At 71.1% G+C, this 26,719-nt stretch carries 21 protein-coding genes; 15 read left to right on the top strand and 6 right to left on the bottom strand.

All coding sequences use genetic code 11. The features are described 5' to 3' along the window. Nucleotides 1-2 precede the first annotated feature (2 nt). From murD to ftsA, 6 genes are read left to right on the top strand one after another with little or no spacing between them, the layout of a single operon-like run. A complete protein-coding gene (gene murD, locus VNE60_12530) occupies nucleotides 3-1,397 on the top strand; it encodes a UDP-N-acetylmuramoyl-L-alanine--D-glutamate ligase (protein ID HVB32348.1) in 1,395 nt (464 codons plus the stop codon). After that, nucleotides 1,394-2,614, top strand: a complete 1,221-nt coding sequence (locus VNE60_12525) for a putative peptidoglycan glycosyltransferase FtsW (GenBank protein ID HVB32347.1) — start codon at nucleotides 1,394-1,396, stop codon at nucleotides 2,612-2,614. Before murD ends, VNE60_12525 begins: the two co-directional genes overlap by 4 nt. Nucleotides 2,615-2,619: 5 nt before the next feature. After that, nucleotides 2,620-3,729 carry a UDP-N-acetylglucosamine--N-acetylmuramyl-(pentapeptide) pyrophosphoryl-undecaprenol N-acetylglucosamine transferase gene (locus tag VNE60_12520; GenBank protein HVB32346.1) on the top strand — a complete coding sequence of 370 codons (1,110 nt, stop codon included), beginning with the start codon at nucleotides 2,620-2,622 and terminating at the stop codon, nucleotides 3,727-3,729. A gap of 38 nt (nucleotides 3,730-3,767) precedes the next feature. Beyond that, nucleotides 3,768-5,144 (top strand): UDP-N-acetylmuramate--L-alanine ligase, encoded by a 1,377-nt coding sequence (gene murC, locus VNE60_12515; GenBank protein HVB32345.1) that lies wholly within the window; start codon nucleotides 3,768-3,770, stop codon nucleotides 5,142-5,144. Then, nucleotides 5,141-5,869 carry an FtsQ-type POTRA domain-containing protein gene (locus VNE60_12510; protein HVB32344.1) on the top strand — a complete coding sequence of 243 codons (729 nt, stop codon included), beginning with the start codon at nucleotides 5,141-5,143 and terminating at the stop codon, nucleotides 5,867-5,869. The genes murC and VNE60_12510 overlap by 4 nt, the downstream gene beginning before the upstream one ends. Beyond that, nucleotides 5,866-7,122 carry a cell division protein FtsA gene (gene ftsA / locus VNE60_12505; protein ID HVB32343.1) on the top strand — a complete coding sequence of 419 codons (1,257 nt, stop codon included), beginning with the start codon at nucleotides 5,866-5,868 and terminating at the stop codon, nucleotides 7,120-7,122. Before VNE60_12510 ends, ftsA begins: the two co-directional genes overlap by 4 nt. A gap of 110 nt (nucleotides 7,123-7,232) precedes the next feature. On the opposite strand, the gene VNE60_12500 is transcribed toward ftsA, so the two are convergent. Further along, nucleotides 7,233-7,739, bottom strand: a complete 507-nt coding sequence (locus tag VNE60_12500) for a methylated-DNA--[protein]-cysteine S-methyltransferase (protein HVB32342.1) — start codon at nucleotides 7,737-7,739, stop codon at nucleotides 7,233-7,235. A 365-nt stretch (nucleotides 7,740-8,104) separates the two neighbouring features. On the opposite strand from VNE60_12500, the gene ftsZ reads away from it, so the two are divergent. From ftsZ to VNE60_12465, 7 genes are all read left to right on the top strand, one after another. Continuing rightward, a complete protein-coding gene (gene ftsZ / locus VNE60_12495) occupies nucleotides 8,105-9,304 on the top strand; it encodes a cell division protein FtsZ (protein HVB32341.1) in 1,200 nt (399 codons plus the stop codon). Then, complete coding sequence (locus tag VNE60_12490) at nucleotides 9,301-10,563, top strand: M23 family metallopeptidase (GenBank protein ID HVB32340.1); 1,263 nt, start codon at nucleotides 9,301-9,303, stop codon at nucleotides 10,561-10,563. Before ftsZ ends, VNE60_12490 begins: the two co-directional genes overlap by 4 nt. Nucleotides 10,564-10,603: 40 nt before the next feature. Beyond that, a complete protein-coding gene (locus VNE60_12485) occupies nucleotides 10,604-12,406 on the top strand; it encodes a hypothetical protein (GenBank protein HVB32339.1) in 1,803 nt (600 codons plus the stop codon). Between the two features lie 33 nt (nucleotides 12,407-12,439). Next, nucleotides 12,440-13,375, top strand: coding sequence for a signal recognition particle-docking protein FtsY (ftsY, locus tag VNE60_12480; protein HVB32338.1), 936 nt, complete (start codon nucleotides 12,440-12,442; stop codon nucleotides 13,373-13,375). A 1-nt stretch (nucleotide 13,376) separates the two neighbouring features. Beyond that, nucleotides 13,377-15,479 carry an ATP-dependent DNA helicase RecG gene (gene recG / locus VNE60_12475; protein HVB32337.1) on the top strand — a complete coding sequence of 701 codons (2,103 nt, stop codon included), beginning with the start codon at nucleotides 13,377-13,379 and terminating at the stop codon, nucleotides 15,477-15,479. Between the two features lie 158 nt (nucleotides 15,480-15,637). After that, on the top strand, nucleotides 15,638-16,066 hold the full coding sequence (locus tag VNE60_12470; protein ID HVB32336.1) for a hypothetical protein: 429 nt from the start codon (nucleotides 15,638-15,640) through the stop codon (nucleotides 16,064-16,066). A gap of 163 nt (nucleotides 16,067-16,229) precedes the next feature. Continuing rightward, nucleotides 16,230-17,303, top strand: a complete 1,074-nt coding sequence (locus tag VNE60_12465; protein ID HVB32335.1) for a cytochrome c peroxidase — start codon at nucleotides 16,230-16,232, stop codon at nucleotides 17,301-17,303. A 25-nt stretch (nucleotides 17,304-17,328) separates the two neighbouring features. On the opposite strand, the gene VNE60_12460 is transcribed toward VNE60_12465, so the two are convergent. From VNE60_12460 to VNE60_12440, 5 genes are all read right to left on the bottom strand, one after another. Next, complete coding sequence (locus VNE60_12460; GenBank protein HVB32334.1) at nucleotides 17,329-18,366, bottom strand: cytochrome d ubiquinol oxidase subunit II; 1,038 nt, start codon at nucleotides 18,364-18,366, stop codon at nucleotides 17,329-17,331. Further along, a complete protein-coding gene (locus tag VNE60_12455) occupies nucleotides 18,363-19,679 on the bottom strand; it encodes a cytochrome ubiquinol oxidase subunit I (GenBank protein ID HVB32333.1) in 1,317 nt (438 codons plus the stop codon). The genes VNE60_12460 and VNE60_12455 overlap by 4 nt, the downstream gene beginning before the upstream one ends. A gap of 119 nt (nucleotides 19,680-19,798) precedes the next feature. Next, nucleotides 19,799-21,262: a TolC family protein gene (locus VNE60_12450; protein HVB32332.1), complete on the bottom strand. Its 1,464-nt coding sequence runs from the start codon at nucleotides 21,260-21,262 to the stop codon at nucleotides 19,799-19,801. Nucleotides 21,263-21,265: 3 nt separating this feature from the next. Continuing rightward, complete coding sequence (locus tag VNE60_12445; GenBank protein ID HVB32331.1) at nucleotides 21,266-22,666, bottom strand: ABC transporter permease; 1,401 nt, start codon at nucleotides 22,664-22,666, stop codon at nucleotides 21,266-21,268. Between the two features lie 3 nt (nucleotides 22,667-22,669). Beyond that, nucleotides 22,670-24,022, bottom strand: a complete 1,353-nt coding sequence (locus VNE60_12440; GenBank protein HVB32330.1) for an HlyD family efflux transporter periplasmic adaptor subunit — start codon at nucleotides 24,020-24,022, stop codon at nucleotides 22,670-22,672. A gap of 332 nt (nucleotides 24,023-24,354) precedes the next feature. Between VNE60_12440 and VNE60_12435 the strand changes: the two genes are divergently transcribed. Both VNE60_12435 and VNE60_12430 read left to right on the top strand, forming a co-directional pair. Then, nucleotides 24,355-25,689, top strand: a complete 1,335-nt coding sequence (locus VNE60_12435; protein ID HVB32329.1) for a hypothetical protein — start codon at nucleotides 24,355-24,357, stop codon at nucleotides 25,687-25,689. A 67-nt stretch (nucleotides 25,690-25,756) separates the two neighbouring features. After that, entirely contained in the window at nucleotides 25,757-26,719 is a 963-nt protein-coding gene (locus tag VNE60_12430; GenBank protein HVB32328.1) for a substrate-binding domain-containing protein, read from the top strand.

Below are 26,719 nucleotides of genomic sequence, written 5' to 3'. Positions count from 1 at the left end.
CGATGATCCGCGTCTCGGAGCCGGCGATGGCGCTGGGGTGGCTCGACGGCGAGGTCGCCGTGGTGGGACTGGCGCGCAGCGGCCGCGCGGTGGGCGTGCTGCTGGCGCGCGCCGGCGCTCGCGTCTACGCGTCGGACGCCGGCTCGTCGCCGGCGCTCGAAGCGGCGGCCACTGCGCTGCGCGCCGACGGCGTCCAGGTGGACCTCGGGCGCCACGATCTGGAGCGCGTGGCGCGCGCATCGCTGGTGGTGGCGAGCCCGGGCGTGCCGCCCGAGGCGCCGCCCCTGGCGGCCGCCCGCGCCCGCGGGGTGCCGGTGGTGAGCGAGATCGAGATCGGGCTGCGGTTCCTGCCGGCGTTGCGGTACATCGCGGTGACCGGCACCAACGGCAAGACGACGACCACGGCGCTCACGGCGCACCTGCTGCGCGCGCTCGGGCTGCGCGCCGAAGCGGCCGGCAACATCGGCCGGCCGCTCACCGAACTCGCGGCCTCGCCCGATCCGGCGCCGTGGGTGGCGCTCGAGGTGTCGTCGTTCCAGTTGCACGACACGCCGGGCATCGCGCCCGAGGTGGGGATCCTCACCAACCTCTCGGCCAACCACCTCGACCGCTACGCGAGCGTGGACGCGTACTACGGCGACAAGGCCCTGCTGTTCCGGAACGCGACGGCGGCGGCGACGTGGGTGACCAACCGCGACGACGAGGCTTGCCAGGCGCTGGTGCGCGACGTGGCGGGCGTGCACGCCGACTTCTCGGTGGCGCAGCGGGCCGATGCCTATTACGACCGCGCGGGCGAGCGGCTGGTGGTGCTGGGCGAGCCGCTGATCCTGCGCCGCGAGCTGCCGTTGATGGGCGACCACAACGTGGCGAACGCATTGAGCGCGGCGCTGGCGGTGATGCTCGCCGATCCCGCGCACCGCACGCGACAGGCGGTGGCGCAGCTGGCCGCCGGCCTGCGGGAGTTCCGGCCGCTCGAGCACCGCATCGAGCCGGCGGGGACGTCGGGCGGCGTGGCGTGGATCAACGACTCCAAGTCCACGAACGTGATGTCCACGCTCGTCGCGCTGCGCGGCATGACGCGCCCCACCGTGCTGCTGCTGGGCGGCCGCCACAAGGGCGAGCCGTACACGGCGCTGGCCGACGAACTCCGGCGGACGGTGAAGCGCGTGATCGCGTACGGCGAGGCGGCGCCGCTGATCGTGCAGGACCTGCAGGCGCTGGTGCCGGTGACGCGGGTGCCGGCGGGAGCGTCGTTCGCCGACGTCGTGGCCCAGGCCCGCGGCGCCGCCGCCCCGGGCGACGTGGTGCTGCTGTCGCCCGCGTGCTCGAGCTACGACATGTTCGCGAACTACGAGCAGCGCGGCGCCGAGTTCAAGCGTCTGGCGGTGGCGCCGTGACGGAGCACGCCGGATTCGATGCGATGGGCGACGCGGGCGTCGGGTCGCGACCGGTCGAGCGCGCGCGCCGCGATGTCCGCGAACGCTGGCGCATGGAGCCCGAGGCGAAGGCGCTGGTGTTCATCACCGCCGCCGTGCTGGCGTTCGGGTTGGCCGTGCTCTACAGCGCCAGCGCGATCGTGGCGATGAACGAGAATCACTCCAGCGCCTACTACCTCATCCGCCAGCTCGAAGGCGCGGCGGTGGGCGTGGTGGCGTTCGCGATCGCCGCCAAGATGGACGCCCAGAAGTGGGAACGATGGGCGTGGCCGCTGATGTGGCTCACGATCGCGACGATGATCGCGTGCCTCATCCTGCCGGCGAGCATCGCGCCGCGGGTCCACGGCTCCAAACGCTTCCTGTTCGGGACCTCGCTGCAGCCGTCGGAGCTGGGCAAGTTCGGCGTGATCGTGTGGGTGGCGATGCTCACCGTGAAGAAGGGCGAGCAGCTGCGGCGTCTCACCAAGGGCGTGCTGCCGATCCTCCTCGTGATCGGCGTGCTCGACGTGCTGGCGGCGCTCGAGCCCGACCTCTCGGTGGCCATGTTGTATACGCTGCTGATGGCGGTGATCCTCTACGCCGGCGGCGTGCGCATCGGACACTTCGTGGCGCTGGGCATCATCGTCACGCCGCTCCTGTGGACCGAGGCCGAGAAGCTGCAGTACGCCCTGCTGCGCCTGACGAGCTTCTTCGATCCCGGGTCGGCCCCGACCACGGTGAGCTACCAGCTCCAGCAGTCGCTGGTGGCGGTGGGATCGGGACGCCTGTTCGGGGTGGGATTCGGCGAGGGCCGCCAGCAGTACGGATTCCTGCCGTTCCCGTACAGCGACTTCATCGCCAGCAACATCGGCGAGGAATGGGGGTTCCTGGGACTGGCCGCGATCACGCTCGCGTTCGCCGCGTTCGCGCTGTTCGGGTTCCGGATCGCGCGCCAGGCGCGCTCGCCGTTCCTGCAGCTGGTGGCCGTGGGGCTCACGTTCGTCACCGTGCTCACGGCGCTCCTGCACGTGGGGGTGGTGGTCGGGCTGCTGCCCACCACCGGCCTCACGCTGCCGTTCGTCTCGTACGGCCGCTCCAATCTGGTGCTCACGCTGTTCACCACGGGCGTGTTGGTGAACATCGGCAGCACCAAGGAGCGCGTGGTCGGGGCCGGCGCCACCGATCCACTCGCCGACTGACCGCCATGCGCGTGATCTTCGCGGGCGGCGGCACGGGCGGGCACCTCTATCCGGGGCTCGCCATCGCGCGCGCGCTGGTGCGCGAGCGGCCGGGGATCGAGCCGTTCTTCGTGGGCGCCCAGCGGGGCATCGAGCGCGAGGTGCTGCCCAAGGCCGAGTTCCCGTACCTGCTGCTCGATCTGCATCCGCTGCACCGGCGCTCGCCGTGGAAGAACTGGCGCACCGTGGTCAGCGCGGTCGCCGTCTGGCGCCGCATCCGCGCGCTGGTCAAGGAAGAGCGGCCCGCGCTCGTCGTGGGCACGGGCGGCTACGCGTCGGGGCTGATGCTCGAATACGCGCGACGGCGGAAGATCCCCATCGTCCAGCAGGTGGGCGACAGCTTTCCCGGGCTCACCGCGCGGCGCTATAGCCGCGATTGCGCCGAGATCTACGTGACGTTTCCCGAAGCGGCGCGATTTCTCCGGGTGCGCGATCCCCGGGTGATCGTGGACACCGGGGCGCCCATCGACCCGCCCAACGCCGAGCGCCCCTCGCGGGCCCAGGCGCGCGAGCACTGGGGGTTCCCGCCCACGGGGGGGCACGTGCTGCTGATCTACGGCGGAAGCCAGGGCGCGCTCGCGATCAACCGCGCCGTGGCCAGTTGGATCAATGGCCGGCTGCCCGACGATCTGTACGTGATCTGGATGACCGGGAAGGCCACCTACGGCGAGTTCGCGGGCTACGAGAGCGAGCGCGTGCGCGTGCGCGAATACCTGTCGCCGATCGCCGATGCCTATGCGGCCGCCGATCTCGCGCTGGCCCGCGCCGGCTCGATGACCACGAGCGAGCTGTTCGCCTGGGGGATCCCGGCGATCCTCGTGCCGCTGCCCTCGGCCGCGGCGCAGCACCAGACCACGAACGCGGCCACCCTCGAACACGCCGGCGCCGCCATCCACCTCCCGCAGCAAACGCTCAGCGGCCCGCGGCTGCACGAGCTGATCTCCAGTCTGCTGGGCGATCCGGTCAAACTCGCGGCGCTCTCCGCCGGCGCCGGCCGCCGCGCGCGTCCGCACGCCGCCGAGAACATCGCGCGGCACATCCTGGGCGTGATCGACCGAACGTCGCGCCAGCCTTGAGCGGCCGGGCGCGCGGCCCCTATATTGCCCGCGCCGTCATGTCCCTCATCGACCGTACCGACCCGCGTCCGATCCACTTCGTTGGCATCGCCGGCGCGGGCATGCGCGCGCTCGCCGAACTGCTGGCGCGGCGCGGCGCCGCGGTCACGGGCTGCGACGCCAGCGTGGCCGATACCGGCGACCTGCGGACGCTCGACATTCTCGTGTGGGAGGGCCACGATCCGTCCCACGTCGAAGGCGCGCGGGCCGTGGTGGTCACCTCGGCGGTGGCCCGGCACCACCCGGAGCTCGAGCGGGCCCGCGTCCTGGGCATCCCCGTCATTCGCCGGGCGGAAGCGCTCGGCGAGGCCACCGCCGGACGCGAGCTGGTGGCCGTGGCCGGTACGCACGGCAAGTCCACGACGACCGTCATGACCACGCTGGCGCTGGCGGCCGCCGGGAGCGACCCCACGGCGCTCGTGGGGGCCCGGGTGAGCGAGTGGCGCGGCAACCTGCGGGCCGGCGGCGACGCGCTCTACGTCGTGGAGGCGGACGAATACGATCGGTCGTTTCTCGCGCTCAGCCCCTCCGTGGCGGTGGTCACCAACATCGAGGCCGACCACCTGGACATCTACGCCGACCTGGCCGACATCCGGGGCGCGTTCGCGCAGTTCGTGCGCGACGCGCGCGCCATCGTCATCTCCGCCGACGACGAACAGGCGCGCACGCTGGCGCTGCCCGACACCGCCGAGGTGGTGCGATTCGGCATTCGCTCGCCCGACGCGCGGCTCACGGCCGCCGACGTGGCGTTCGTGGACGGGGGGGCGCGATTCGAGGTGCGGTTCGACGGCCGGCGGCTGGGCGCGATCGCGCTGCGCGTGCCCGGGCTGCACAACGTGCAGAACGCACTGGCCGCGCTCGGGGCGGGGTTGGCGGAGGGGCGCACGGTGGCGGAAATGGCGCCCGGCCTCGAGGCGTTTCGCGGCGTGGAGCGGCGGTTCCAACGCGTGGGCGACGCGGCCGGCGTGGTCGTGGTGGACGACTACGCCCATCATCCCACCGAGATCGCGGCCTCGTTGGCGGCGGCCCGCAGCGCGTATCCCGGGCGTCGCGTGATCGCGGCCTTCCAGCCGCATCTGTACTCGCGGACGCGCGACTTCGCGCCCGCGTTCGCGCGCGCGCTGTCGGGCGCCGACGTGATCTTCCTGGCCGAGATCTACCCGGCCCGCGAGCAGCCGATTCCCGGCGTGACGGCGGACCTCATCGCCCACGCGCTGGGGGCGGCCGGCGACCGGTTGGCGTGGCGCGGGGCGCGCGAGGCGCTGGCGCCGGCGCTGGGCGCCTTCGTGCGCTCGGGGGACGTGGTGCTGACGATGGGCGCCGGCGACGTGACCAAGACGGGCGGCGAGTTGGTGAAGCTGTTGGAGGCCAGGTGACCGGCGACGCCGTGGACGCGCCGGCACCCGCCGCGCCGGGGCCCGCTCGCCGGCGCCGCTGGAAGCGCGTGGCGATCGCGCTCCTCGTGCTGGCCGCGGCCGCTGCGCCCTGGTGGGGGCCGCCGGTGCTGTCGCGGATGGCCTTCTTTCGCGTGCGCCGGGTGTCGATCGTCGGCGCGCGGTACACCTCGACTCGTGACATTCTGCGCCAGTTGCACGTCGATACCACGGTATCGGTGTGGACCGCGCTCCGTCCCCTCGAAGCGCGGGTCGCGCAATTGCCGGAGGTGCGCAGCGCCGCGATTCGGCGTAAGCTTCCGGGGACGCTCGTCGTGACGATCGTCGAGCGGGTGCCGGTGGCGATGGTGCCGACCCCGCAGGGACTGCGTCCGTACGACGCATCGGGGTTGCCGTTGCCGATCGATCCGTCGAAGGCCGCGGTGGACGTGCCGATTCTGGCGAGCCGCGACACGGCGGTTCTGCGATTGCTGGGCGAACTGCGGCGCAGCGCGCCCGAGCTGTACCAGCGGGTGAGCGACGTGCGGCGGGAGGGAGACGAGGTGGACTTCTCCCTGCCCACGCTCCTCGTTCGCGCGATGGCTGATGTGACCGTTCACCGCTTGGAGGACCTGGGGCCGGTGGAGCGCGACCTCGCGCGACGCCAGCTCGCGGTTGCCGAGTTGGACCTACGATTCCGTGACCAAGTGATCGCCCGACTCAAATGAACGCAGAACGCCTCGTCGCCGGTCTCGACATCGGCTCCAACAAGACCACCGCCATCATCGCCGAAGTGGTCGGCGATCTTCCGCGGCATCCCTCGATCAAGGTGCTGGGGGTGGGGCAAGCGCGCACCACCGGCATGCGGCGCGGCCTCGTGTCCGACATCGAGGAAACGACCCGCTCCCTGCGCAAGGCGCTGCAGGATGCCGAGCGCATGGCGGGCGTGCAGGTGCAGGAGGTGTACGCGGGCATCGCCGGCGAGCACGTGCAGGCGATGACGAGCAAGGGCATCGTGGCCGTGTCGGGCGACGAGATCACCCGGGCCGACGTGGAGCGCGCCAACGAAGTGGCGCGGGCCCAGGCCATCCCGCAGGACCGCGAACTGCTGCACGCCATCCCGCAGGAGTACTCGGTGGACAAGAACACCGGGATCCGCGATCCGATCGGCATGAGCGGCATGCGTCTCGAGGTGGAGATGTACCTCGTGACGATCGGCAGTTCGCCGGCCATCAACCTGCGCAAGAGCGTGGAGCGCGCCGGCTACAAGGTGCGCGACCTCGTGCTCGAGCCGCTGGCGAGCGCGCTCGCCGTGCTCACCGAGGACGAGAAGGAACTGGGCGTGGCGCTCGTGGAGATGGGCGCCGGCACCACCGATGTCGCCGTCTTCCACGAAGGCAAGATCCGCCACCTGGGCACGATCCCGTTCGGCGGCAACAACGTGACCAGCGACATCGTGCACGGATTGGGGGTCACGCAGGCCGACGCCGAGCGGCTCAAGGAGCGCTACGGCTGCGCGTACGAACCGCTGGTCGACCCGCTGGACATCATCCAGCTGCCGAGCACGGTGGCCCAGGGCGAGCGCCAGATTCCGCGCGAGTTGCTGGCGCACATCATCCACCAGCGTATGGACGAGATCTTCGATCTCGTGCAACACGACATCGCCGACGCCGGATACGCCAACCGCCTGAGCGCCGGCATCGTGCTCTCGGGGGGCGCGGCCGCCATGCAGGGCGCGGGGGAACTCGCGGCCGATGCGTTCGGCACCGGCGTCCGGGTGGGCGCGCCGGCCGACAACATCGGCGGGTTGAGCGATTCGGTGGAAGCTCCGCGGTTCGCCACCGTGGTCGGACTCGCCCAGTTCGGCGCCACGCGGCTGGCGCTCGGCGCCTCGTCCACCGCCAAGCGCCACGGGGTGAGCGGCGCCGGCATGGAGAAGTGGGTGCAGAAGCTCAAATTTTGGCTGCAGGATTTTTTCTGAGAGATGGTAGGACGGGCGGGGCGTACGACGGTAGGGGCGTAGGGGCGTAGGGGGGTAGGACGGCACTGCGTTCGCAGTCATCCGTCCTACCCCCCTTCCGTCCTACCCTCCTACCGTCGTTCGTGCTCCAAGAGCCAGCGCTTGCGCTCCATGCCGCCGCCAAAGCCCGTGAGCGATCCGTCGGCGCCGATCACGCGATGGCAGGGCACCACGATCGAGATCGGGTTGCGTCCGTTGGCGGCGCCCACGGCGCGTGCCGCCGTCGGGCGCCCCAGCGCGCGGGCCAACTCTCCGTAGGACATCGTCGAGCCGAAGGGGATCCGGCGCAGCTCGTCCCATACCTGGCGCTGGAAGGGCGTGCCCTCCGCGGCGAGGGGTAGGTCGAATCGCGTGAGGGTACCGTCGAAGTAGGCGTTCAGTTGGTGTCGGGCGCGCGCCAAGACGACGGATCCCGGGTTGGCTTGCCCGCGATCGGGCACCCAGCGCGATTGCTGGCGCGGCGGCGGCCCATGCTGGTGGCGCTCGAAGTACACGCCGACGAGCCCCGCCGCGCTCGCAGCGAGCGTGAGCGCGCCCACCGGACTGGGCATGGTGAGAAATCGAACGGCGTCGGGCATGGATGGCGGCGGGATCGGTGCAGGGTGGAACCGCACCGGGGCACGCGGGGTCTGAGCGATCGGCCTCGGCGATTGTGCAGAGTGGCGCGGCGTCGTGGTGCGCGCAAGGCGGGGCGGTCGAGAAAGTCATGTCAAAAAACTGCTGTCACCGCTCTGATTGTGGATAAGAGTCGCGTGCTCTTTCCATGCATGCGTCGTCCTTGAAACAGGGGTAGTCGGTTGCGGTAAAAGCGTTATATTGCCGCAACTGCTTGCACGACTACGGTGTGCGGCATCGTCGCGACACCGCCGGCGTGATCCCGACGTGCGGTCGGAGGCTGTACCGCCGATCGTTCCCACCTTGCAAGTGCGGGAGTTCCACTCGCATGGTCTTCGAGTTCGAAGAAAGCGCGAATCAGCACGCCCGGATGAAGGTCGTGGGCGTGGGCGGGGGTGGCGGCAACGCCGTCAACCGCATGATCGAGGAGCGCCTCGAGCATGTGGAGTTCATCTCGGTCAACACCGACAATCAGGCCTTGCTGAGTTCGCGATCGGACATCAAGGTCCAGATCGGCAAGAAGCTGACCCGCGGACTGGGCGCCGGGGCGCGACCCGAGATCGGGCGCCAGGCCATCGAGGAGAATCGCGATGAGGTCGGGGCGGCGCTCCAGGGGGCGGACCTCGTGTTCATCACCTGCGGCATGGGGGGCGGCACCGGCACCGGTGCGGCGCCCGTCGTGGCGGAACTGGCTCGCGAGGCCGGCGCGCTCACCGTGGGGATCGTGACCAAGCCGTTCCTGTTCGAGGGGCGCAAGCGCATGCGGCAGGCGGAGCAGGGCATCGCCGAGATGCGCAAGAACGTGGACACGATGATCGTCGTCCCCAACGAGCGGCTGCTGGCCGTGGTCGGCAAGGGGATCCCGTTCCAGGATGCGCTCAAGAAGGCCGATGAAGTGCTGCTGCATGCCACGCAGGGCATCAGCACGCTGATCACCAAGCCGGGTCTCGTGAACGTGGACTTTGCCGACGTGCGCACGGTGATGCGTGAGGGCGGGTCGGCGCTCATGGGCACCGGGATCGGCCGCGGCGAGAACCGGGCCATGGAAGCGGCGCAGCAGGCCATCTCGAGCCCGCTGCTCGACAACGTGTCCATCTCCGGCTCGCGGGGCGTGTTGCTCAACATCACGGGCGGCGGCGACCTGACGCTCGGCGAGGTCACCCAGATCAGCGACATCGTGCACGACGCGGCCGGGGACGACGCCGAGATCATCTTCGGCGCCGTGCACGAACCGGCCATGCAGGGCGAGTTGCGGGTCACGGTCATCGCCACCGGGTTCGACCGCACCGTGCAGACGGGGATCACGCCGTCGCACGACCATCCGCTGATGGGCCGCGGCGCGCCGGTGATTCCGTTCCCCGGCACGCGGACGACGCGGCCCAGCGCCGTGCCGCCGCGGGGGACGGGGACGCAGGGCAACTCGGACGCGACGCGTCCGGCCCGGCCGGCGGCCGCGGACAAGGACAAGGCCGGAAACGATCTCAGCGACATGGAGATCCCGACCTTCATACGGAGGCAGATGGATTGACGGTACGCGCCGCTCGCGCCATCACCTATCTGGTGGTGGCGGTTCTTGCCGTCTTCGCCATGCGCGCGACGCCGCCGATTGCTCCTCCGGTGGCGCAGGTGCTTTCCGATAGCGTCGCCAAGCCCAGCTGGGAGCTGCCGTTCGACACCGTAGCCCGCGGGGAGACGCTGGTGGGCGTGCTGGAACGGGGCGGGCTCAGCGACACGGCGGCGGGCAACGCCGTCCAGGCGGCCACCTCCATCAATCCGCGCCGCATTCCGGCCGGGATGCGTGTGGCGGTGATCAACGCCTCGCCCTCCGATTCCGAGCCCACCGAGATCGTGCTGCAGTTGGCCGCCGATCACTTCCTGCATCTGATCCGGGGCGCTGCCGGCTGGACCGAGAAGGACGAGCGCCTGCCGTGGAAGACCGACACCCTGGTCATCCAGGGCACCATCCATTCCAACCTGTACCAGGCCGTGTACGCGGCCGCCGACTCGCTCCTCCCGCGCGACGCGCAGGACGCCGTGGTCGTGCAGATGGCGGACAACGTCTACCAGTACCGCGTGGACATGAGCCGCGATCTGCAGAATGGCGACTCCTTCCGCGTCATGGTGCCGCGGTCGGTGGCCTCCAACGGCACGGTGCGCATCGGCGACATCGTGGCCGCGCAGCTCGTGCTGTCGGGCACCACGATCGACGCCGTGCACTACACCAACGACAAGGTGCAGGGCGACTATTTCGATCAGAAGGGGCGGTCGCTCAAGGCGGCGTTCCTGCGGGTGCCGCTCCGCTTCAAGTACATCTCGAGCGCCTTCGGCAACCGCTTCCATCCCATTCTCAAGCTCTGGCGCGACCACAAGGGCATCGACTACGCGGCCAACGCCGGCACGCCGGTGCGCGCCATCGGCAACGGCGTCGTGGTCCGCGCCGGGTGGGCCAGCGGGTACGGCAACCTCATCGAGATCCGGCATCCCAACGGCTTCTCGTCGCGGTATGGGCACCTGCGCGCGTTCGCCAGCGGCATCCACGCGGGGGCGCGCGTCTCGATCGGCGAGACGATCGGCTTCGTGGGCATGACGGGCCTGGCCACCGGCCCGCACCTGCACTTCGAGTTCCTCGTGCACGGCGTGCAACGCGATCCGCGGCTGGCGCTGCGCAACGTGGGTGGCGAGCCGATCCCGACCACGCAGGTGGCGCAGTTCGATCAGGTGCGTGACCGCGTGCTCGCCGAACTGCAGGGCAGCGGCGACGACGTCACGACGCTCGCGCAGCGCTAGGCGCGCCGGCGCCGGCGCTGTGCTCCACTAGGCGCCCCCCATGCTCTGGCTCATCTCGGCGCTCGTCGGCGCGGCGGGTGCGGCACTCCAGTACGGCTGGGGCGGCCCGCGCCGCCTGCCCGCCACGCCGCTCCCGGCCGCGCTCCGGGCCGCCGCGCTGACCCTGGTCATGGCCCTGCTCCTCGACGCGCCGGTGGGAATGTCGCGCGTGATCCCGCCGTGGGTGGCGCTCGACGCCTCGGCCAGCATGGCGGCCGCGGGCGGCGGCGCGGCCTGGCGCGTGGCCGTGGATTCGGCCCGCGCCGCGCGCGGCGACTCGCTGTTCCTGTTCGGCGACTCGCTGCGCGCGGCGCCCGTGCCCACGGTTCCGGCCGACCGGCACTCCGACGTTCAACCCGTGGTGGATAGGGCGCTGGCCACCGGCCGGCCGGTGGTGGTCGTGACCGACGGCGTGCTGCCCGGCGCGGCCGCGCTGCGCGCGCTGCCGGCCGGATCGCGCGTGGTGGTGATCGGCCATGCCGCGGTGCGCGACGCGGCCGCGCTCTCGCTGGACGCGCCGCGGGCGGTGGTGGGCGGCGATACGATCGAGCCGCGGTTGACGATCGCGGCGGGATCCGCGGGGGCGGCCGCCGGCGCCGCCACGCTCTTCCTGGGAACGCGCGTGCTGGCCGTGCTCCGGTTCGACGCGCTGGCCCCGTTTGCCGAGCGGGCCCTGGAGTTCCGCGTGCGCGTGGACGCGCCCGAAGGGCCGGCGGTGCTGCGGGCGGTGGTGGCGTCGTCCGGCGACTCCGAACCGCGCAACGACTCGCTGGGCGTGGGCATTGACGTGTCGCGTCAGCCGGGCGCGGTGTTCGTGTCCACATCGCCGGACTACGACGCGCGCTACGCGCTGGCCGTGCTGCGGGGGGCGGTGGCGCTTCCCACGCGCGGATTCTACCACGTTTCGCCCGGCAACTGGGTGGTGGACGGCACCTACCAGAAGGTGACCGACGCGAACGTGCGGGCGGCGTTCCGGGATGCGCCGGTGGCCATCCTGCAGGGCGACACGGCCATTTTCGGGCCGCCGCGGCAGGCCACGCGGGCTCCGCTGGCGCTCATCGTCCCCACGGTGGGCGACGGCAACGAGTGGTACGTGAGCGGCGCGCCGGTGTCGCCGCTCAGCCCGGCGCTGGGCGGCCTGCCATGGGACTCGCTGCCGCCGCTGCTGGTGGGTGGGGGCGCGGAGCCCAGGGGGGCATGGCGCGGACTCGAAGCCCGGCGCGGGCGCGAGGCATTCACGCGCACGATCATTGCCGGGGATGATGCGCCGCGCCGCGTGGTCGTGGTGGCGGCGTCGGATCTGTGGCGCTGGGAGTTCCGGGGCGGGCGATCGGCCGATGCCTACACGGCGCTCTGGGGGAGCATCTTCGATTACCTCGCGTCGCAGCGGGCCGATCGCCGGGCGGCGGTGCCCGACGCGCGGCTGGTGCGGGCCGGCGATCCGATCGTCTGGCGGCGCGGCGCGGCCGGCGACTCGGTGGTGATCGTGGCGCTCACGCCGCGCGGGGGCGGGCGCGCGGACACGCTCCATCTGCGATTCGCTGCGACGTCGTCCACGACGACGTCGGGCCCCCTGCCCGAGGGCACCTACGACGCGGCGGTCGTCGGCGGGACGGCCACGCTCGTGGTGAACGCGCCGGCGGAGCTGGTGCCGCGGCCGCCGCGGATGGCCTCGGGGACGGTGGGCGGCGCCGTGGTGCGCGGGGGGCCGCCCCCGGCGCGGGACGCCGGCTGGCCGTACGTGCTGCTCGTGCTGCTGCTGTGCGCGGAGTGGGTGTTGCGCCGGCGCGCGGGACTTCGGTGATGGGGCGCCCGGGCCTCCGTTAGATTGCCTGCCATGCCACGCCTGCTCCGGAAATCCGGCGATACGCCGCGTCGCTCCATCTGGCAGCGTCTCAAGGACGTGGCGCTGCGCGACGTGGGCGTGCTGGTGCGCGGCGGGGTCAGGGAAGGGTCGCTGGAGGGGCTCGAGGAGCTGCTGCTCGAGGCCGACTTCGGGGTGCCGGTGACGCTCCGCCTGGTGGCCGAGGTCGAGGCGCGCGCCAAGCGCGGGCAGGTCAAGACCGACGAGGAGTTCCGCGAGGCGCTGGCCGAGGGCGTCGAGGCGGCGCTGCGGGCGGGGCGCAGCGATCCCGCGCTCGTGCTGCCCGAGGCCAAGCCGGCCGTGATCCTGATCATCGGTGTGAACGGGGCGGGCAAGACCACGTTCATCGGCAAGCTGAGCGCGCAGCTGCGGGCCGAAGGCAAGCGCGTGATGGTGGCGGCGGGGGACACGTTCCGCGCCGGCGCCATCGACCAGCTCCGGGTGTGGGCCGAGCGCACGGGGGCGGAGTTCATCGGGGCGCAGGCGGGCGGCGATCCGGCGGCCGTGGCCTTCGACGCGATCGACGCGGCGATCACGCGGGGGGTGGACGTGCTGATCGTGGACACGGCGGGGCGGCTGCACACGTCGAGCGGGCTCATGGACGAGTTGCGCAAGGTGGCCCGCGTGATCACCAAGCGGCTGCCGGGGGCCCCGCACGAGACGCTGCTCGTGCTCGACGGAACGATCGGACAGAATGCGGTGGTCCAGGCACGGACGTTCACGTCGGCGGTGCCGGTGACGGGCCTCGTGGTCACGAAGCTCGACGGCACGGCGCGGGGCGGGGTGGTGGTGGCGGTGCACGAAGCCATTGACGTGCCGGTGAAATTCCTCGGCGTGGGCGAAGCGGCCGAGGATCTCGCGCCGTTCGATCCTGCGGAGTTCGCGCGGGAGCTGTTGAGCGACGAATAGGATGGCGACGGCGAGTCCGCGGGTGGCCCTCGACACGCCCGTCACCTTTCTCAAGGGGGTGGGCCCCCGGCGCGCCGTGGCGTTCCAGAAGATGCAGGTGACCACGGCGCGCGATCTCGTGTGGCTCATCCCGCACCGCTACGAGGACGCGAGCACGGTGTCGCGCATCGCCTCGCTGCGCACGGGGGAGGACGCCACGGTGATCGGGCGGGTGATCTCCAAGGGCGTGCTCCCCACGCGCAAGGGGCTGCGGATCTTCCAGGCGGTGCTGCAGGACGACAGCGGGATGATCGAGGCGGCGTGGCCGGGCCAGCCGTTCCTGGACCGCAGCATCGACAAGGGCGACGTGCTGCTGGCGTCGGGCACCGTGCGCTTCTATCACGGCCGCCAACTGGCGCCGCGCGAGTTCGTCAACCTCGGGCCCGACGACGAGGGCACGGCCAAGGGGCGGGTGCTGGCGGTGTATCCGGCCACCGAGGGGCTGTCGTTCAAGGTCATCCGCACGATCGTGGACACCCACCTCGACGCGCTGCTGCCGCAGGTGCACGAGTACTTCCCGCCGGAGATCCTGGAGCGCGCCGGCGTGGTGGGCATTCGCGACGCGCTGCGCATGGTGCACCGCCCGCAGACGCTGGCCGACGCGTACCGGGGGCGCGACCGGCTGGCGTTCGAGGAGCTGTTCTTCGTGCATCTGCTGCATCAGCGCGTGAAGGCGCTGGCGCGCGAGACGCGGCGCGGCATCCGATTCGAGAACCGGCGGAATCTCACCACGCGGCTGCGCGAGTCGCTGCCCTACGAGCTCACGCACGCGCAGGTGCGCGCCCTGCGCGAGATCGTGGGCGACATGTGCAGCGACCGCCGGATGCACCGGCTGCTGCAGGGCGACGTGGGCAGCGGCAAGACGATCGTGGCCGTGTTCGCGGCGCTGCTGGCGTTGGAGAACGGCTTCCAGGCGGCGATCATGGTGCCCACGGAGCTGCTGGCCGAGCAGCACCACCGCACGATGACGGCGCTGCTGGCCCCGCTCGGCGTGGCGCCGTTGCTGCTCACCGGCAGCGTGGCGCCGCGCGAACGCAAGGCGATCGCCAAGCGGCTGGCGCAGCTCGAGCCGCCGTTGGCGCAGGAGTGGCCGGAGCTGGTGATTGGCACCCACGCGCTGGTGCAGCAGACCACGGAGTTCGCGCGGCTGGGGTTCGCGGCCATCGACGAGCAGCACCGATTCGGCGTCGAGCAGCGCAAGGCGCTCACGGGCAAGGGCGAGATGCCGGACATCCTGTTGATGAGCGCCACGCCCATTCCGCGCTCGCTGGCGCTCACCATCTATGGCGACCTCGACCTCAGCTTCCTGGACGAGCGGCCGCCGGGCCGACGGCCGGTCACGACGATCTTCCGTGCCGATGGGTCGCGCGACCGCGTGATGCAGTTCGTGGACCGCGAAGTGGAGAAGGGCCGGCAGGCGTACATCGTGTATCCGGTGATCGAGGAATCGGAGAAGCTCGATCTCAAGGCGGCGACGACGATGTACGAATCGCTGCGCACGACGGCGTTCGCGCACCGGCGCGTGGCGCTGCTGCACGGGCGGGTGCCCAACGACGAGCGCGACGACATCATGCGGCGGTTCCGCGACGGCGAGGTGGACGTCCTCGTGGCGACGACGGTGATCGAGGTGGGCATCGACGTGCCCAACGCCACGGTGATGGTGATCGAGCACCCCGAGCGGTTCGGGCTGTCGCAGCTTCACCAGCTGCGCGGCCGCGTGGGGCGGGGCGGGGAGCAGAGCTACTGCATCCTGCTCGGCGACGTGGGGCGCGAGGCCAAGCAGCGGTTGCAGATCTTTGTGGACACCGAGGACGGATTCGCGATCGCCGAAGCGGATCTGCGGCTGCGCGGCATGGGCGATCTGTTCGGCGAGCGGCAGAGCGGCGTGCCCACGTTCAAGGTGGCCGATCCGCTGCGCGACGCCGCGTTGAGCGACTGGGCGCGCGAGATGGCCGAGGCGCTGCTGGCCCGGGATCCCGGGCTCACCACCCGGGAGAGCGCGCCATTGCGGCGCGTGCTCGGCGAGCGGTACGCGCGGGCGGTGGAGCTGTTCCACGTGGGGTGATCCGCGTCGCGGCGTGCCGGGGGCCGGGCCTTGACCCGGCGATGTCCGCCCGTGAGGCTTATCGCATTCGCGGGATGCACGCGGCGGCAACGTTCCCGCGCGTGGTGCGTATTCCTCACAGTGCCCCGTGGCTCAATCCAGGACTCCCAGGGAATTTCATGATGCGTCGAATCCTCGCGCTCGCGCTCCTGTTCGTCGGTCTGGCCGTCGCGGCCCGTCCCGCGTCGGCACAGGGCATCGCTCCGCTGCCGTCGGGCGTGACCCTGCGCATTCACGGGCCGCAGACGGCCATCACCGGCGTGCTCCAGCAGCAGTCGATGGACTCGGTGTGGCTGCGGCCCCGCGGGGCCAATCAGATCACGCGGTCGATCGCGGTGCCGCTCATCCTCCGCGTGGAGCAGGCCCGGCCGGCCTACACCAAGAGCATCCTCGTGGGCACGGCCCTCGGCATCGCGCTCGGGGCGGCACTCTACCCGGTCACGTCGCACAACGACCACGACGTGGTCATCGGGCTCAGCGTGATCGCCGGCGCGGTGGCGGGCATCCTGTTCCCGCACACCAACTGGGTGCCGGTGCCGCTGCGCTAGCCGCCGGTGGTGGCGGGCAGGCAACGGGCGGCGGCGCATGGCGCCGCCGCCCGTGTGCGGTGCGCCCCTGACACGCGCGGCGTGATTCGCCTGACAGGGGACCGCCCTCCTTCCGTCTATCCTCTGCTATGGACGGCAGGATGACAGCTCAGGGAGGCCCCTCATGCGTACGATACGATTCTCGGTCATTGGTGCCACGCTCCTCGTGGCGGTGGCCTGCGGTACCCAGCAGGAATCCAGACAGGCGGCCCCGGCAGCCACGCAAGGCCGCACGGTAGCCACGGCTCAGGACGCGCAACTCACCCCCACCGACCTGGCGATGTTCGCGCCGTTGCCGGCGCGCATGGACGCGCCCGGCCAGCCGCCGAGCGATGCCGAGATCGCGCTCGGGCGGACGCTGTATTACGAGACGTTGCTGTCCAATGGACACGATGTGTCGTGCAATTCGTGCCACGCGCTCAACGGCTACGGCGCCGATGGACGCCGGGTGAGCTTTGGCCACAAGGGTCAGGAAGGCTCGCGCAACTCCCCCACCGTGTACAACGCCGCCGGACAGGTGGCGCAATTCTGGGATGGCCGCGCTCCCAATGTTGAAGAGCAGGCCAAGGGGCCGATCCTCAATCCGGCGGAGATGGGCATGCCGGGCAGCAGCGCGGTGTTGGACCATCTGAAGGCGTCGGCCAAGTATCGCGCGGCGTTCGCAGCCGCGTTCCCGGGCCAGCCCAATCCGGTGACGTACGACAACGTGGGGCGCGCCATCGGGGCGTTCGAACGCGGTTTGGTGACGCCGAGCCGGTGGGACGCCTTCCTGAAAGGCGATACGGCGGCGCTCACGGCGCAGGAGAAGCGGGGCGCCAAGACGTTCATCGCCGCGGGCTGCACGGCGTGTCACGCCGGCGCGTACGTGGGCGGCCAGCTGTTCCAGAAGGCGGGGCTGGTGCGCGCGTGGCCGACCACGGCCGATAGCGGGCGCATTGCCGTGACCAAGGCGGCCAGCGACCTGTTCGTGTTCAAGGTGCCGACGCTACGCAACGTGGCGAAGACCGGTCCGTATTTCAGCGACGGGTCGGTGGGCTCGCTCGATTCGGCGATCGTGATGATGGGCCGGTACCAGCTCGGGGTGGATCTCACGCCGGCGCAGGTGCAGGACATTCGCGCGTTCCTGGGCACGCTCACCGGCGAGATCCCGGTGCGGTACGTGGCCGAGCCGCCGTTGCCGGCCGGCGCGGCGTTCTAGCGATCGAGGGCGGGGGGCCGGCGCGTCAGCGCGTCCGTCGCGCCGCGAAGGTGCGGCGCAGATAGAGCAGCGACGGAATGAGCAGCGCGGCGCCGGCCCCCAGCGCCCAGGCCACGAGTTCGAGGGTGATCCGCGGCGCGGCGGTGTTCTCGATGGTCAGGCCCGGCGGCACCACATTGGGGAACTGGGCAAACGCCCAGCCCCAGAGAATGAGCGATACCTGCGCGGCGGCGGCCAGCCTGGCCACGGCGTAGCGTCGCCGCCACAACGCGCCGATGGCCGTGAGCGCGGCCACGCCGGTGGCGAGCTGGAACGGCAGGGCCCATACCGAGTTCTCGAGCCCGGCCCGCACCATCGGCGCTTCGAGGTGCGCCACGGCCAGGGCGCCGAACGCCGCCGCGAATACCGCGGCGGCCGCCGCGAGCGCGCGCCGCCGGAAGTCTTCGCGCAGCGCCTCGTCGCGCGTCTCGTACGCCAGATAGACGGCGGCCAGCATCGCGAACAGCGCGAGCGCCAGTACGCCCACCGCGATCGGGAACGGCGACCACCAGGGCGCCACGTACACGCTGCGGAACCCCGCCGCGCCGACCCGCGTCTGCGCCTCGCCCACGGCGCCGGTGGAGACGGCGCCGATCACGACGCCGAGCAGCAGGGGGGTGAGGGTGCTGGCCACGGCGAACACGCGTCCCCAGTTCCGGCGCTGCTCCCACGTGCGGCTGCCGTAGCTGCGGAACACGAACGCCGAGCCGCGCATGACGATCCCCACGAGCATCAGCGCCAGCGGGATGTGCAGCACCGTGCCCAGCGTGGCGAATGCGGCCGGGAACGCCGTGAAGGTGAGCACCACCACGAGCACGAGCCATACGTGATTGGCTTCCCAGATCGGCCCGATGGCGTGGGCGATGAGATCGCGCTGCCGGTCGCGTCGCGGCCCGCTGGCGAGCAGGTCCCACACGCCGCCGCCGAAATCGGCGCCCCCGGTGAGGATGTACACGTTGAGCGCCACGACGATGATCGCGGCGAACAGTTCGGGCAGCCCGAAGTGCGCGAACGCGCCGGTCACGCGTCCACCCCGTTCGCCGCGCCGTCCGTGTCGCGCACCATGCCGGTGATCACCGCCACCACCACCGCGCCCAGCACCACGTAGAGGAGCGTGAACACGGTGAGTGGAACGATGAGCCCCGGCATCGGCGTCACGGCATCGGCGGTGCGCAGGAGCCCCTGGACCACCCACGGCTGGCGCCCGACCTCGGTGACCATCCACCCCACCTCGGTGGCGATGAACCCGAACGGCGCCACCACGATCAGCGCGCGGAGCAGCCATGCCTGTTCGGCGATGTCGCGCCGGCGCCACCCCACCCACGCCGCCCAGAGCGCCACCAGCGCCATCGCCGTTCCCAGCGCGACCATCAGTTGGAAGCTCACGTGCACCGGCGCCACCGGCGGCCAGTCGGCGCGTGGAAACGCGGTGAGGCCCTGGACCTCGGCGTTCCATTGATGGTATGCGAGTACGGACAGGCCGTGCGGAATCTGCAGGGCGTAGCGCGTGGTCGCCGCCTGTTCGTCGGGCCAGCCGCCAAGGCGCAGCGGCGCGCCGCGCTCCGTGTGGAACTGCCCCTCGAGGGCGGCCAGCTTCACGGGTTGGGTCTGGGCCACGAGGCGGGCGCTGATGTCGCCGGAGAGGGGCTGCAGGACGGCGGCCGGCGCGCCCACCCAGAGCGCCACGATGAGCGCCCGGCGGTGAAAGCCGGGCGCGGCGCCGCGCCGGAGCATCCAGGCATGCACGCCCGCCACGGCGAGCCCGGTGGACGCGTAGGCGGCGAGCAGCATATGCAGGGCCTGCGGGAACGCGGCCGGGCTCAGCATGCCGGCCACCGGATCCACGGCCACGATCTGTCCGCCGGACATCGTCACGCCGGTGGGCGTGTTCATCCACGCATTCACCATGAGCACGAAGACGGCCGACGCGGCGCCGCTCGAGAGGACGATGACGCCGGCCAGCAGGTGCGCGCGGGGCGAGATCCGCTCCCAGCCGTAGAGATAGACGCCGAGGAAGATCGCCTCGGTGAAGAACGCGAATCCCTCGAGCGAGAACGGCACGCCGATGATCGGCCCGGCGAACTTCATGAACGAGGGCCAGAGGAGGCCGAGTTCGAACGAGAGCACGGTGCCGGACACGGCGCCCACGGCGAACAGGACCGCCACCCCCTTCGCCCATCGTCGCGCCAATTGCAGGTACTCGCGATCTCCGGTTCGGAGCCCGCGCCATTCGGCCAGCACCATCATCAGGGGCATGGCGATGCCGATCTCGGCGAACACGATGTGGAATCCGAGCGAGATCGCCATCTGCGAGCGGGCCGCGAGCAGATCGGTCATCCTATACGCTCACACGTTCCGGGACGCGGGGCAACTGGGGGATGGCGAGCGAGGGCGCGGACGCCGCGGCGGGCGCGGCGGAAGCAGTGGCGGGGCGGGAGGCGACCGCTAGCCGCGCGTCAGCGCCGGATGGGCCGGTCCTCCGCGAAATCGTACAGCGTGAGCTGGCGCAGCACGTAGTACGCGGACCAGTACCCGCGCAGCGCCAGCACGTACTGTTGGAGCGCCTGGTCCTTGTCGGATTGGGCGATGTAGAGGTTGTCGACGCCGATCTTGCCGATCACGTATCGCTGGTAGGCGACGGCGAATCGCTTGGACGCCACGGTGTCCGCCTTGGCCGACACGGCGAGGTTGCTCGCCGCCAGCGTCACCTGGAGGGCGGCGAACCGCGCGTTCTGGATGGTCTGCTCGCGGGAGATGCGCGACGTGGCGGCGATGCGCGACTGGTCCGCCTGGGCGGCCTCGACGTCGTCGGAGTGCGCCCCCCACTGGATGAGCGGCACCTGCACGCCGAGCGACAGCTGCTGCGCCTGGAGCAGATTCGAGTAGGCGGCGGTGGGGCCCGAGCCGCTGGCGTTGAACCCGAAGCTCGCCTGCAGCGTGGCGCCGACGCCGGTGGAGAGCTTGGCCTCGGTCACGGCGCGGCGCGCCTGCACGTCCTGCAACTCCAGCCCCGCGATCGCCGAGCTGTTGCGGAGCGCCTGCTGCACGGCCATGGCCGTGTCGATGTGCATTTGCGGGAGGTCGGACGTGACGACGATGCGCACGTCGGCGCCGGCGGGCAGGTTGACGGCAAGGCGGAACGCGGCGAGCGCGCGGTCGTAGTCGAGGTTGGCGGCGTCCAGCGCCGTGCGGGCGCGGAGCACGGCCAGCTCGCTCTGGAGGAGGTCGTTCTCGCCGATCTTGCCCACCTGGAATCGGCCCTTGTTGAGCGTGTACAGCGTGTCGTTCACGGCCACGTTGCGCTCGGCGTTGTCCCGTGCCGACCGGGCCGAATAGAGGTCGAAGAAGGCGTTGGCGGCCTGCAGCGCCACGTTCTCGCGCGACTCGAGGTACTGGCGTTCGGCGACCTCGGTGGTGAGATCCTGCGCGCGGGTGTCCCACCGGATGGTGTTGGGCCGCAGGATGCCCTGCTGGAGGCTCACCGTCACCGGCACGGCCGTCCAGGTGTGGATCTGCTGGGCGCCGCTCATCCGGAACTGCTGCAGCGACGACGAGACGCTGAGATTGCCGCCCGTGAAGGGCAGCTTCTGCGTCACGTTGAGCCCGAGCTGCGACGTGGTCTGCTGGAGCGGCGTGAACAGCTGCGAGCCGTCGGGCTGGATCACGGGCACGATGGCGCGGCTGTAGTCGGGGATGGTGCCGCCGAGCGTCACCTGCGGCAGCAGCCGGGCCCCGTAGGCGCGGTCGCGCGCCCGCGCCGCCACCAGACTCTCGTGCGCCGCCTGCGCCAGCAGGCCCTGCCGCTGGGCCAGCTCCACGGTCTGCTGGAGGGTGAGCGACTGCTGGGCGCCGAGCGGCGGCGCCGCGGCGAACAGGACGGCGAGGAATCCCCCGCGGAGCGCGTGACGGATCATGGACATGGCCTATTCGTAGCGGAGGCAGACGACGGGATCCTGCTGCGCGGCGCGCCACGCCGGCACGATCCCGAACACGAGGCCGACGGTGAACGACACGCCGAAGGCGAGCACCACGGAGAGCAGCGAGATGATGGTCTTGATGCCGGCGAAGTGCTGGATGCCGCCGCTGATCGCCGCGCCGGTGATGATGCCCGCCACGCCGCCGGCGACGCTGATCAGGAGCGCTTCGCTCAGGAACTGGAACAGGATGTCGCGCTGCGTGGCGCCGGTGGCGCGGCGCACCCCGATCTCGCGGATGCGCTCGAGCACCGATGCGAGCATGATGTTCATGATCCCGATGCCGCCTACGAGCAGCGAGATCGACGCGATCGCGCCGAGCACGACGTTGAAGATCGACCGCGTGCGCTGCTCCTGGCGCAGCAGCAGTTCGGGCACGGTGATCTCGAAATCGACCACGGCGTTGTGCCGGCGCGCGAGCATGCGCCGAATGAGGTCGGCTGCGGCGGGCATGTACCGGCCGTCGTCCACGCGGACGATGATCCGGTCGAGCTGGTTGCGGTTGCCGCGCTCGGCGCGGGTCTGGGCGTCGGTGGTGTCGCCGGTCTGCGTGACCGTGACCGTGCGCGACGCGGCCTCGATGTCGCGCTGGGTGAGTTCGGCGCGGTTGCGGTACCGCACGAGCATCGTCTGCGTGGGCACGTAGACGTCCATGTTCGCGTCGCGGATGCCGAGGCGCTGGGAGGTCTGCGCGCTCACCGGGCGATCGGCGAGCACGCCGACCACGGTCAGCCACACGTTCCCGACTTTGAGCGGCTTGCCGATCGGGTCCTCGGTGGTGAAGAAGCGCGTGCGCACGCCGTAGCCGATGATCGCCACGGGACTGCCGTCCGCCACCTGCGACGCCGCCCACCCGGTGCCGCTGGCGATCGTCAGGTTGAGGAGACGGAAGTAGTCGGAGTCCACGCCCACGACCTTCCCCGAGCGGCGCAGCCCCTCGCGCGTGAGCGTGGTGTTGAGTACGATCTCACCGCTCGTGGCCGTGACGTGCGGCACGACGTCGGCGATGGACTGGGCGTCCTCGTACGTGAGCCCGGGCGAGTAGCGCGTGGGCCGCTTCTCGCCTTCGCCGGCCGACGTGAGCTTCTCCTCCTGCTGCACGACGATGGGCGTCACGATCACGTTGTTGGACCCGAGGAGGCGCATCTGCTCGATGATCTCCTGCTCGGCACCGCGGCCGATGGCGAGCATGGCGATCACCGACGCCACGCCGAACAGGATGCCGAGCGAGGTGAGGCCGGCGCGAAGCTTGTTGTGCCCCACGGCTTCCATCGCCGTGCGGAGGCTGAACGCCGCGTGGGCGAGGATCCGCGCCCGCCGCGACACGTGGGGGATCGGTTCCGTGGGCACCGGTCAGTCCCGCGGCCGGGGCCGCGGGCCGCCGGCGGCCGCGGCCGCGGGCTTCTCCGGAAGCGCGGTGTCGCCGAGCGGCGCGACGGGGCGCCGCGATCCGGGCAGGCGCACGAGCGTCAGGTGGCCCTTGCCGGTGGGCGGGGCCAACAGTACGTCGTCGCCCGTCTTCAGGCCGCGGGCGATGATGACGTCGTCGTCGTTCATCGCGCCGGTTTGGACCTCCTGCATCACGAGGTCCGATCCGGCGCGCCGGTAGACGATCGGGATGCCGGCGTCGCTGCTCACGGCCTCGATCGGCACGTAGGTCGCGTTCCTGGCCTCGTAGGTCAGGATCGCGTTGCCCGTGGTCATCCCGGGCCGGAGCGTGGTGTCGGCGCGGTCGACGTTGATGTGCACCTCGAACACCTTGGCGTCGGAGTTCGGCCGCTGCTCGCCCACGTTGGCCACGCTCGCCACCGTGCCGGCGAGCGTCTTGCTCGGATCGGCATCGAGCGAGATGGTCACCGGCTGGCCCACGGCCACCTTCCGGACGTCGATCTCGTTGATGTACGTGACCGATTCCATCTGCGTGAGATCGGGCAGCGTGGCGACCGCGGCATCGAACGCGTTGATGGCCGATCCGACGGTGCGCTTCTTGCCGTCCCACTCCTTGACGTAGATGACCATGCCGGGCGAGGGGGCGCGGATGGTGAATCCGGCCATCACCGACTGCACCATCGCCAACTGGTTCTTCTGGCGGCCGAGATCGGCGCCGACCTCGCTCATCTTGGCCTGCGCCTGCAACGTCTGGGTCTTGTAATTGGCCTTGGCCTCCGCCAGGGCGCGATCGCCCTGTTCGTAGTCGATCTCCGCCTGGCGCTGGATGCTGGGCGCCTCGTAGATCGACTGTTCCTTGACGATCTTCTTCTGCTCGAGGGCCAACTCCTGCGACCGGATGTCCTCGCGCGCCTTGGAGAGGGTGAGCGTCGAGTCGAGCATCGCCTGCTCGTAAGCGGCCTGGGCCTTCTGCACGGCGAGGGTCACGTCGGCGAGCTTGGGCGCCACGCTGGCGCGGTCGAGCGTGGCGACCACGTCGCCGGCCTTCACCAGCGTGCCCTCGGGCACGAGCGACGCGATCTTCATCTGGTAGATCTGCGCCTGCATGGCGCCCTGCGGGGCCGAGATCTGCACGAACTTGCGGGCTCGCAGCTCGCCGGAGGTGGTGACGAGCACGCGGAAGTCGCCGTGCTTGACGGTCGTGTCCAGCGTCGGGTCGCTCGCGCCCTCGTGGTGCGCGAACAACCAGGTGGCCGGCACGCCGAGCAGGACGACGACGGCGGAGGCGATGAACCAGCGGGACCGGAGAAAGGCCATGGCTACTCCACCAGGAAGGGACGGCGAATGGTGCGGGCCGACGAGCCAATATGCGGCGCGCGCGCCGATCGCGCAGCAACTTTAATGAAGTCGTAATCGGAACGTATCGAAACGCTAATCTTCGACGGCCGGCGGTCCAGGCCATGTCAGAAACGCTGATCGGCGCCGTGGGCGGGCGTGTCGGTGGGCGCCGGCCCCGATGCGCCGGCGGCGCCTCGGGGGCGAAGATGCAAGGTGCTCCCATGTAATTAGTTACGATGCGGCCCGGAGGGTGCGCGCGGCGGGTCCGCGGCGTATGATTGTGGGCCATCGCGTGGCCGGCATGATCCCCGATGCACGACCCGCGATCCCGCGATGCGCAGGCTCGGGCGCGGCTACTCCGCGGCCGCCGCCTCTCCCTCCACGCTCCCACCGTCGACGCCGACATCGAGCGCGCCATGCGACGCCGCATCGCGATCCTCGCGATTGTTCTGCTGGCCGGTTGTACCGATCGTTCCACCCCGACCGCGACCCGCGCGGGCGCGCCCGCCGCGCAGGATCAGACGGGCGTCATCCAGGGCAAGCCGGCCGACACGCGGCCGATGATGCCCACCAACGCCCTGGACGTCGACACGACGCCGGTGCTGGCGCGCATCGAAGCCATGGTGACGTCGTCCCTCGCGGCGGTACCCATTCCGCCCGACGCGTTCTCGCAGGCCAGCGACGCCGTGCATCCGGACGTGGCGTGCGCCCCCGCGGCGTGGAACGGCTCGCGCTGCTGGGCCACCTACACGCCGTACCTCGGGTCGAACGCGATGGTCGAGAATCCCTCGTTCCTCGTGGCGCGCACCGAAGTGCAGTGGGCCACGCCGCCCGGCGTCACCAATCCGGTGGTGCCGAGCCCGGCAGGCGGCGGGTACAACTCGGACCCCGATCAGGCGTTCGATCCCGGCACCAACCGCCTCGTCACGTTCTATCGCGAGGTGAGCGGTGGATTCAACAAGATCTACGTCATGTCCACCGGGGACGGCCAACGGTGGACGGTGCCGCAACTGGCGTTCGAGGAGCCCAACCACAACGCGGTCTCTCCCGCCGTCGTGATCGGCGCCGACCGTGTGGCGCGCATGTGGTACGTGGAGACCGGGGGCGGCTGCGGCACGAGCCAATCGCGGGTGCACCTGCGCACCGCCCAACCCACGCCCGACCAGACGTTCGAGCAAGCCGCGTGGTCGCCCGCGTCCGACGTCGATCTCGTCCAGCCCGGCTCCGTGATCTGGCACATGGACGTGATCGCGCTCCCGCGGCGGCACGGGTACCTCGCGCTCATGGCCAGCTACGCTCCCGGCAACGATTGCGCGTCGGACGACGTGTGGCTGGCCATCAGCCACAACGGAACCTCGTGGCGCACCTTCCCGGTGCCGGTCATCTGGCGCGGCATGGCGCGCGCCAAGCAGCTCGGGATCCGCACCTGGTACCGCAGCACCATGCGGTACGACGCGGACACCGACACGCTGCACATCTGGCCCTCGGCCCTCACCATGGGCAACAAGTGGGGGGTGTATCACGCCGCCGTAGATCTCTCCGACCTGATGCGCGCCCTGCTCGCGGCCAAGCCGGCGGACCGGCCGGCGGCGGCGTTGCGCATGCCGAGCCTGGTGCCGTACGAGTTGAGACAGCGCATGCCCTGAGCTTGAAGTTTGGATTCACCGGTGGCAAGCTTCCGCACCAGCTTCTCCTCTCACGGTGAAATCCAGCATGCAAGCATTCAGGTGGCGCCGCCGGGCGGCGGGCGCGCTCGCCGTTCTCGTCCTCGGCGTGGGCCCGGCGGCCTGCCGCCGCGCCGCCGAGCAGGGCGCGGGCAAGGCCACGAAGACGATTGGCGTCTCGCTGCTCACGCGCGAAGACGAGTTCTACCGGCAACTCGAAGCGGGGCTGCGACAGGCCGCCGCCGCCCATGGCTATCGCATCATCCTGAACTCGGGCGACCGCGATCTCGCCAAGCAGCAGTCGCAGATCGACGACTTCATTGTCCAGCACGTGGACGCGATCATCGTCTGCCCGGTGGACTCCAAGGGCATCGGCCCCGCCATCCAGCGCGCCAACGCCGCCAAGATCCCGGTGTTCACCGCCGACATCGCCGCCGACGGCGGGCAGGTGGTGTCGCACGTGGCCTCGGACAACGTGGCCGGCGGGCGGCTGGCCGCGGAATACATCGCCAAGGCGCTCGGCGACCGCGGGACGGTGGGCATCATCGGCGAACCCGACGTGCAGTCGACGATCGACCGCGAGACCGGGTTCAAGGATGCGCTGCGCAGCCACCCCAACATCCAGGTGGTGTCGGACCTGAACGGCTCGGGCACGCGCGATCACGCCCTCCGGGCGGCCGACGACATGCTGCAGGCGCATCCGACGCTCGACGCCATCTTCGCGATCAACGACGAGTCGGCGCTGGGCGCGCTGTCCAGCGCGCAGTCGCACCACGCGGACAAGCTGGTGATCGTGGGCTACGACGCCGGGGCGGAAGCGCGCACGGCGATCGCCGGCAACACACCGCTCAAGGCGGACGTGGCGCAGCAGCCGGGCGAGATCGGCAAGGAGACCATCGACGCGATCGCCGACTACTTCGCCGGCAAGGCGCCGCCGGCGCGGATCGGCGTGCCGGTGCGCATCGTCGATGCGGATTCGGTGCGCGCCATGGCTCCGAGCGCCAAGCCGTAG

The organism is Gemmatimonadaceae bacterium (assembly GCA_035533755.1).
Lineage (GTDB): Bacteria > Gemmatimonadota > Gemmatimonadetes > Gemmatimonadales > Gemmatimonadaceae > JAGWRI01.
This window is presented reverse-complemented; position numbering and strand designations above follow the sequence as displayed.

Excerpts from the sequence above, each read along its gene's own strand:
- murD (HVB32348.1), top strand. The coding sequence starts at position 3 with ATGATCCGCGTCTCGGAGCCGGCGATGGCGCTGGGGTGGCTCGACGGC.
- VNE60_12520 (HVB32346.1), top strand. The coding sequence starts at position 2,620 with ATGCGCGTGATCTTCGCGGGCGGCGGCACGGGCGGGCACCTCTATCCG.
- murC (HVB32345.1), top strand. The coding sequence starts at position 3,768 with ATGTCCCTCATCGACCGTACCGACCCGCGTCCGATCCACTTCGTTGGC.
- ftsA (HVB32343.1), top strand. The coding sequence starts at position 5,866 with ATGAACGCAGAACGCCTCGTCGCCGGTCTCGACATCGGCTCCAACAAG.
- VNE60_12500 (HVB32342.1), bottom strand. The coding sequence starts at position 7,739 with ATGCCCGACGCCGTTCGATTTCTCACCATGCCCAGTCCGGTGGGCGCG.
- ftsZ (HVB32341.1), top strand. The coding sequence starts at position 8,105 with ATGGTCTTCGAGTTCGAAGAAAGCGCGAATCAGCACGCCCGGATGAAG.
- VNE60_12485 (HVB32339.1), top strand. The coding sequence starts at position 10,604 with ATGCTCTGGCTCATCTCGGCGCTCGTCGGCGCGGCGGGTGCGGCACTC.
- ftsY (HVB32338.1), top strand. The coding sequence starts at position 12,440 with ATGCCACGCCTGCTCCGGAAATCCGGCGATACGCCGCGTCGCTCCATC.
- recG (HVB32337.1), top strand. The coding sequence starts at position 13,377 with ATGGCGACGGCGAGTCCGCGGGTGGCCCTCGACACGCCCGTCACCTTT.
- VNE60_12470 (HVB32336.1), top strand. The coding sequence starts at position 15,638 with ATGATGCGTCGAATCCTCGCGCTCGCGCTCCTGTTCGTCGGTCTGGCC.
- VNE60_12465 (HVB32335.1), top strand. The coding sequence starts at position 16,230 with ATGCGTACGATACGATTCTCGGTCATTGGTGCCACGCTCCTCGTGGCG.
- VNE60_12455 (HVB32333.1), bottom strand. The coding sequence starts at position 19,679 with ATGACCGATCTGCTCGCGGCCCGCTCGCAGATGGCGATCTCGCTCGGA.
- VNE60_12450 (HVB32332.1), bottom strand. The coding sequence starts at position 21,262 with ATGTCCATGATCCGTCACGCGCTCCGCGGGGGATTCCTCGCCGTCCTG.
- VNE60_12440 (HVB32330.1), bottom strand. The coding sequence starts at position 24,022 with ATGGCCTTTCTCCGGTCCCGCTGGTTCATCGCCTCCGCCGTCGTCGTC.
- VNE60_12435 (HVB32329.1), top strand. The coding sequence starts at position 24,355 with ATGCACGACCCGCGATCCCGCGATGCGCAGGCTCGGGCGCGGCTACTC.
- VNE60_12430 (HVB32328.1), top strand. The coding sequence starts at position 25,757 with ATGCAAGCATTCAGGTGGCGCCGCCGGGCGGCGGGCGCGCTCGCCGTT.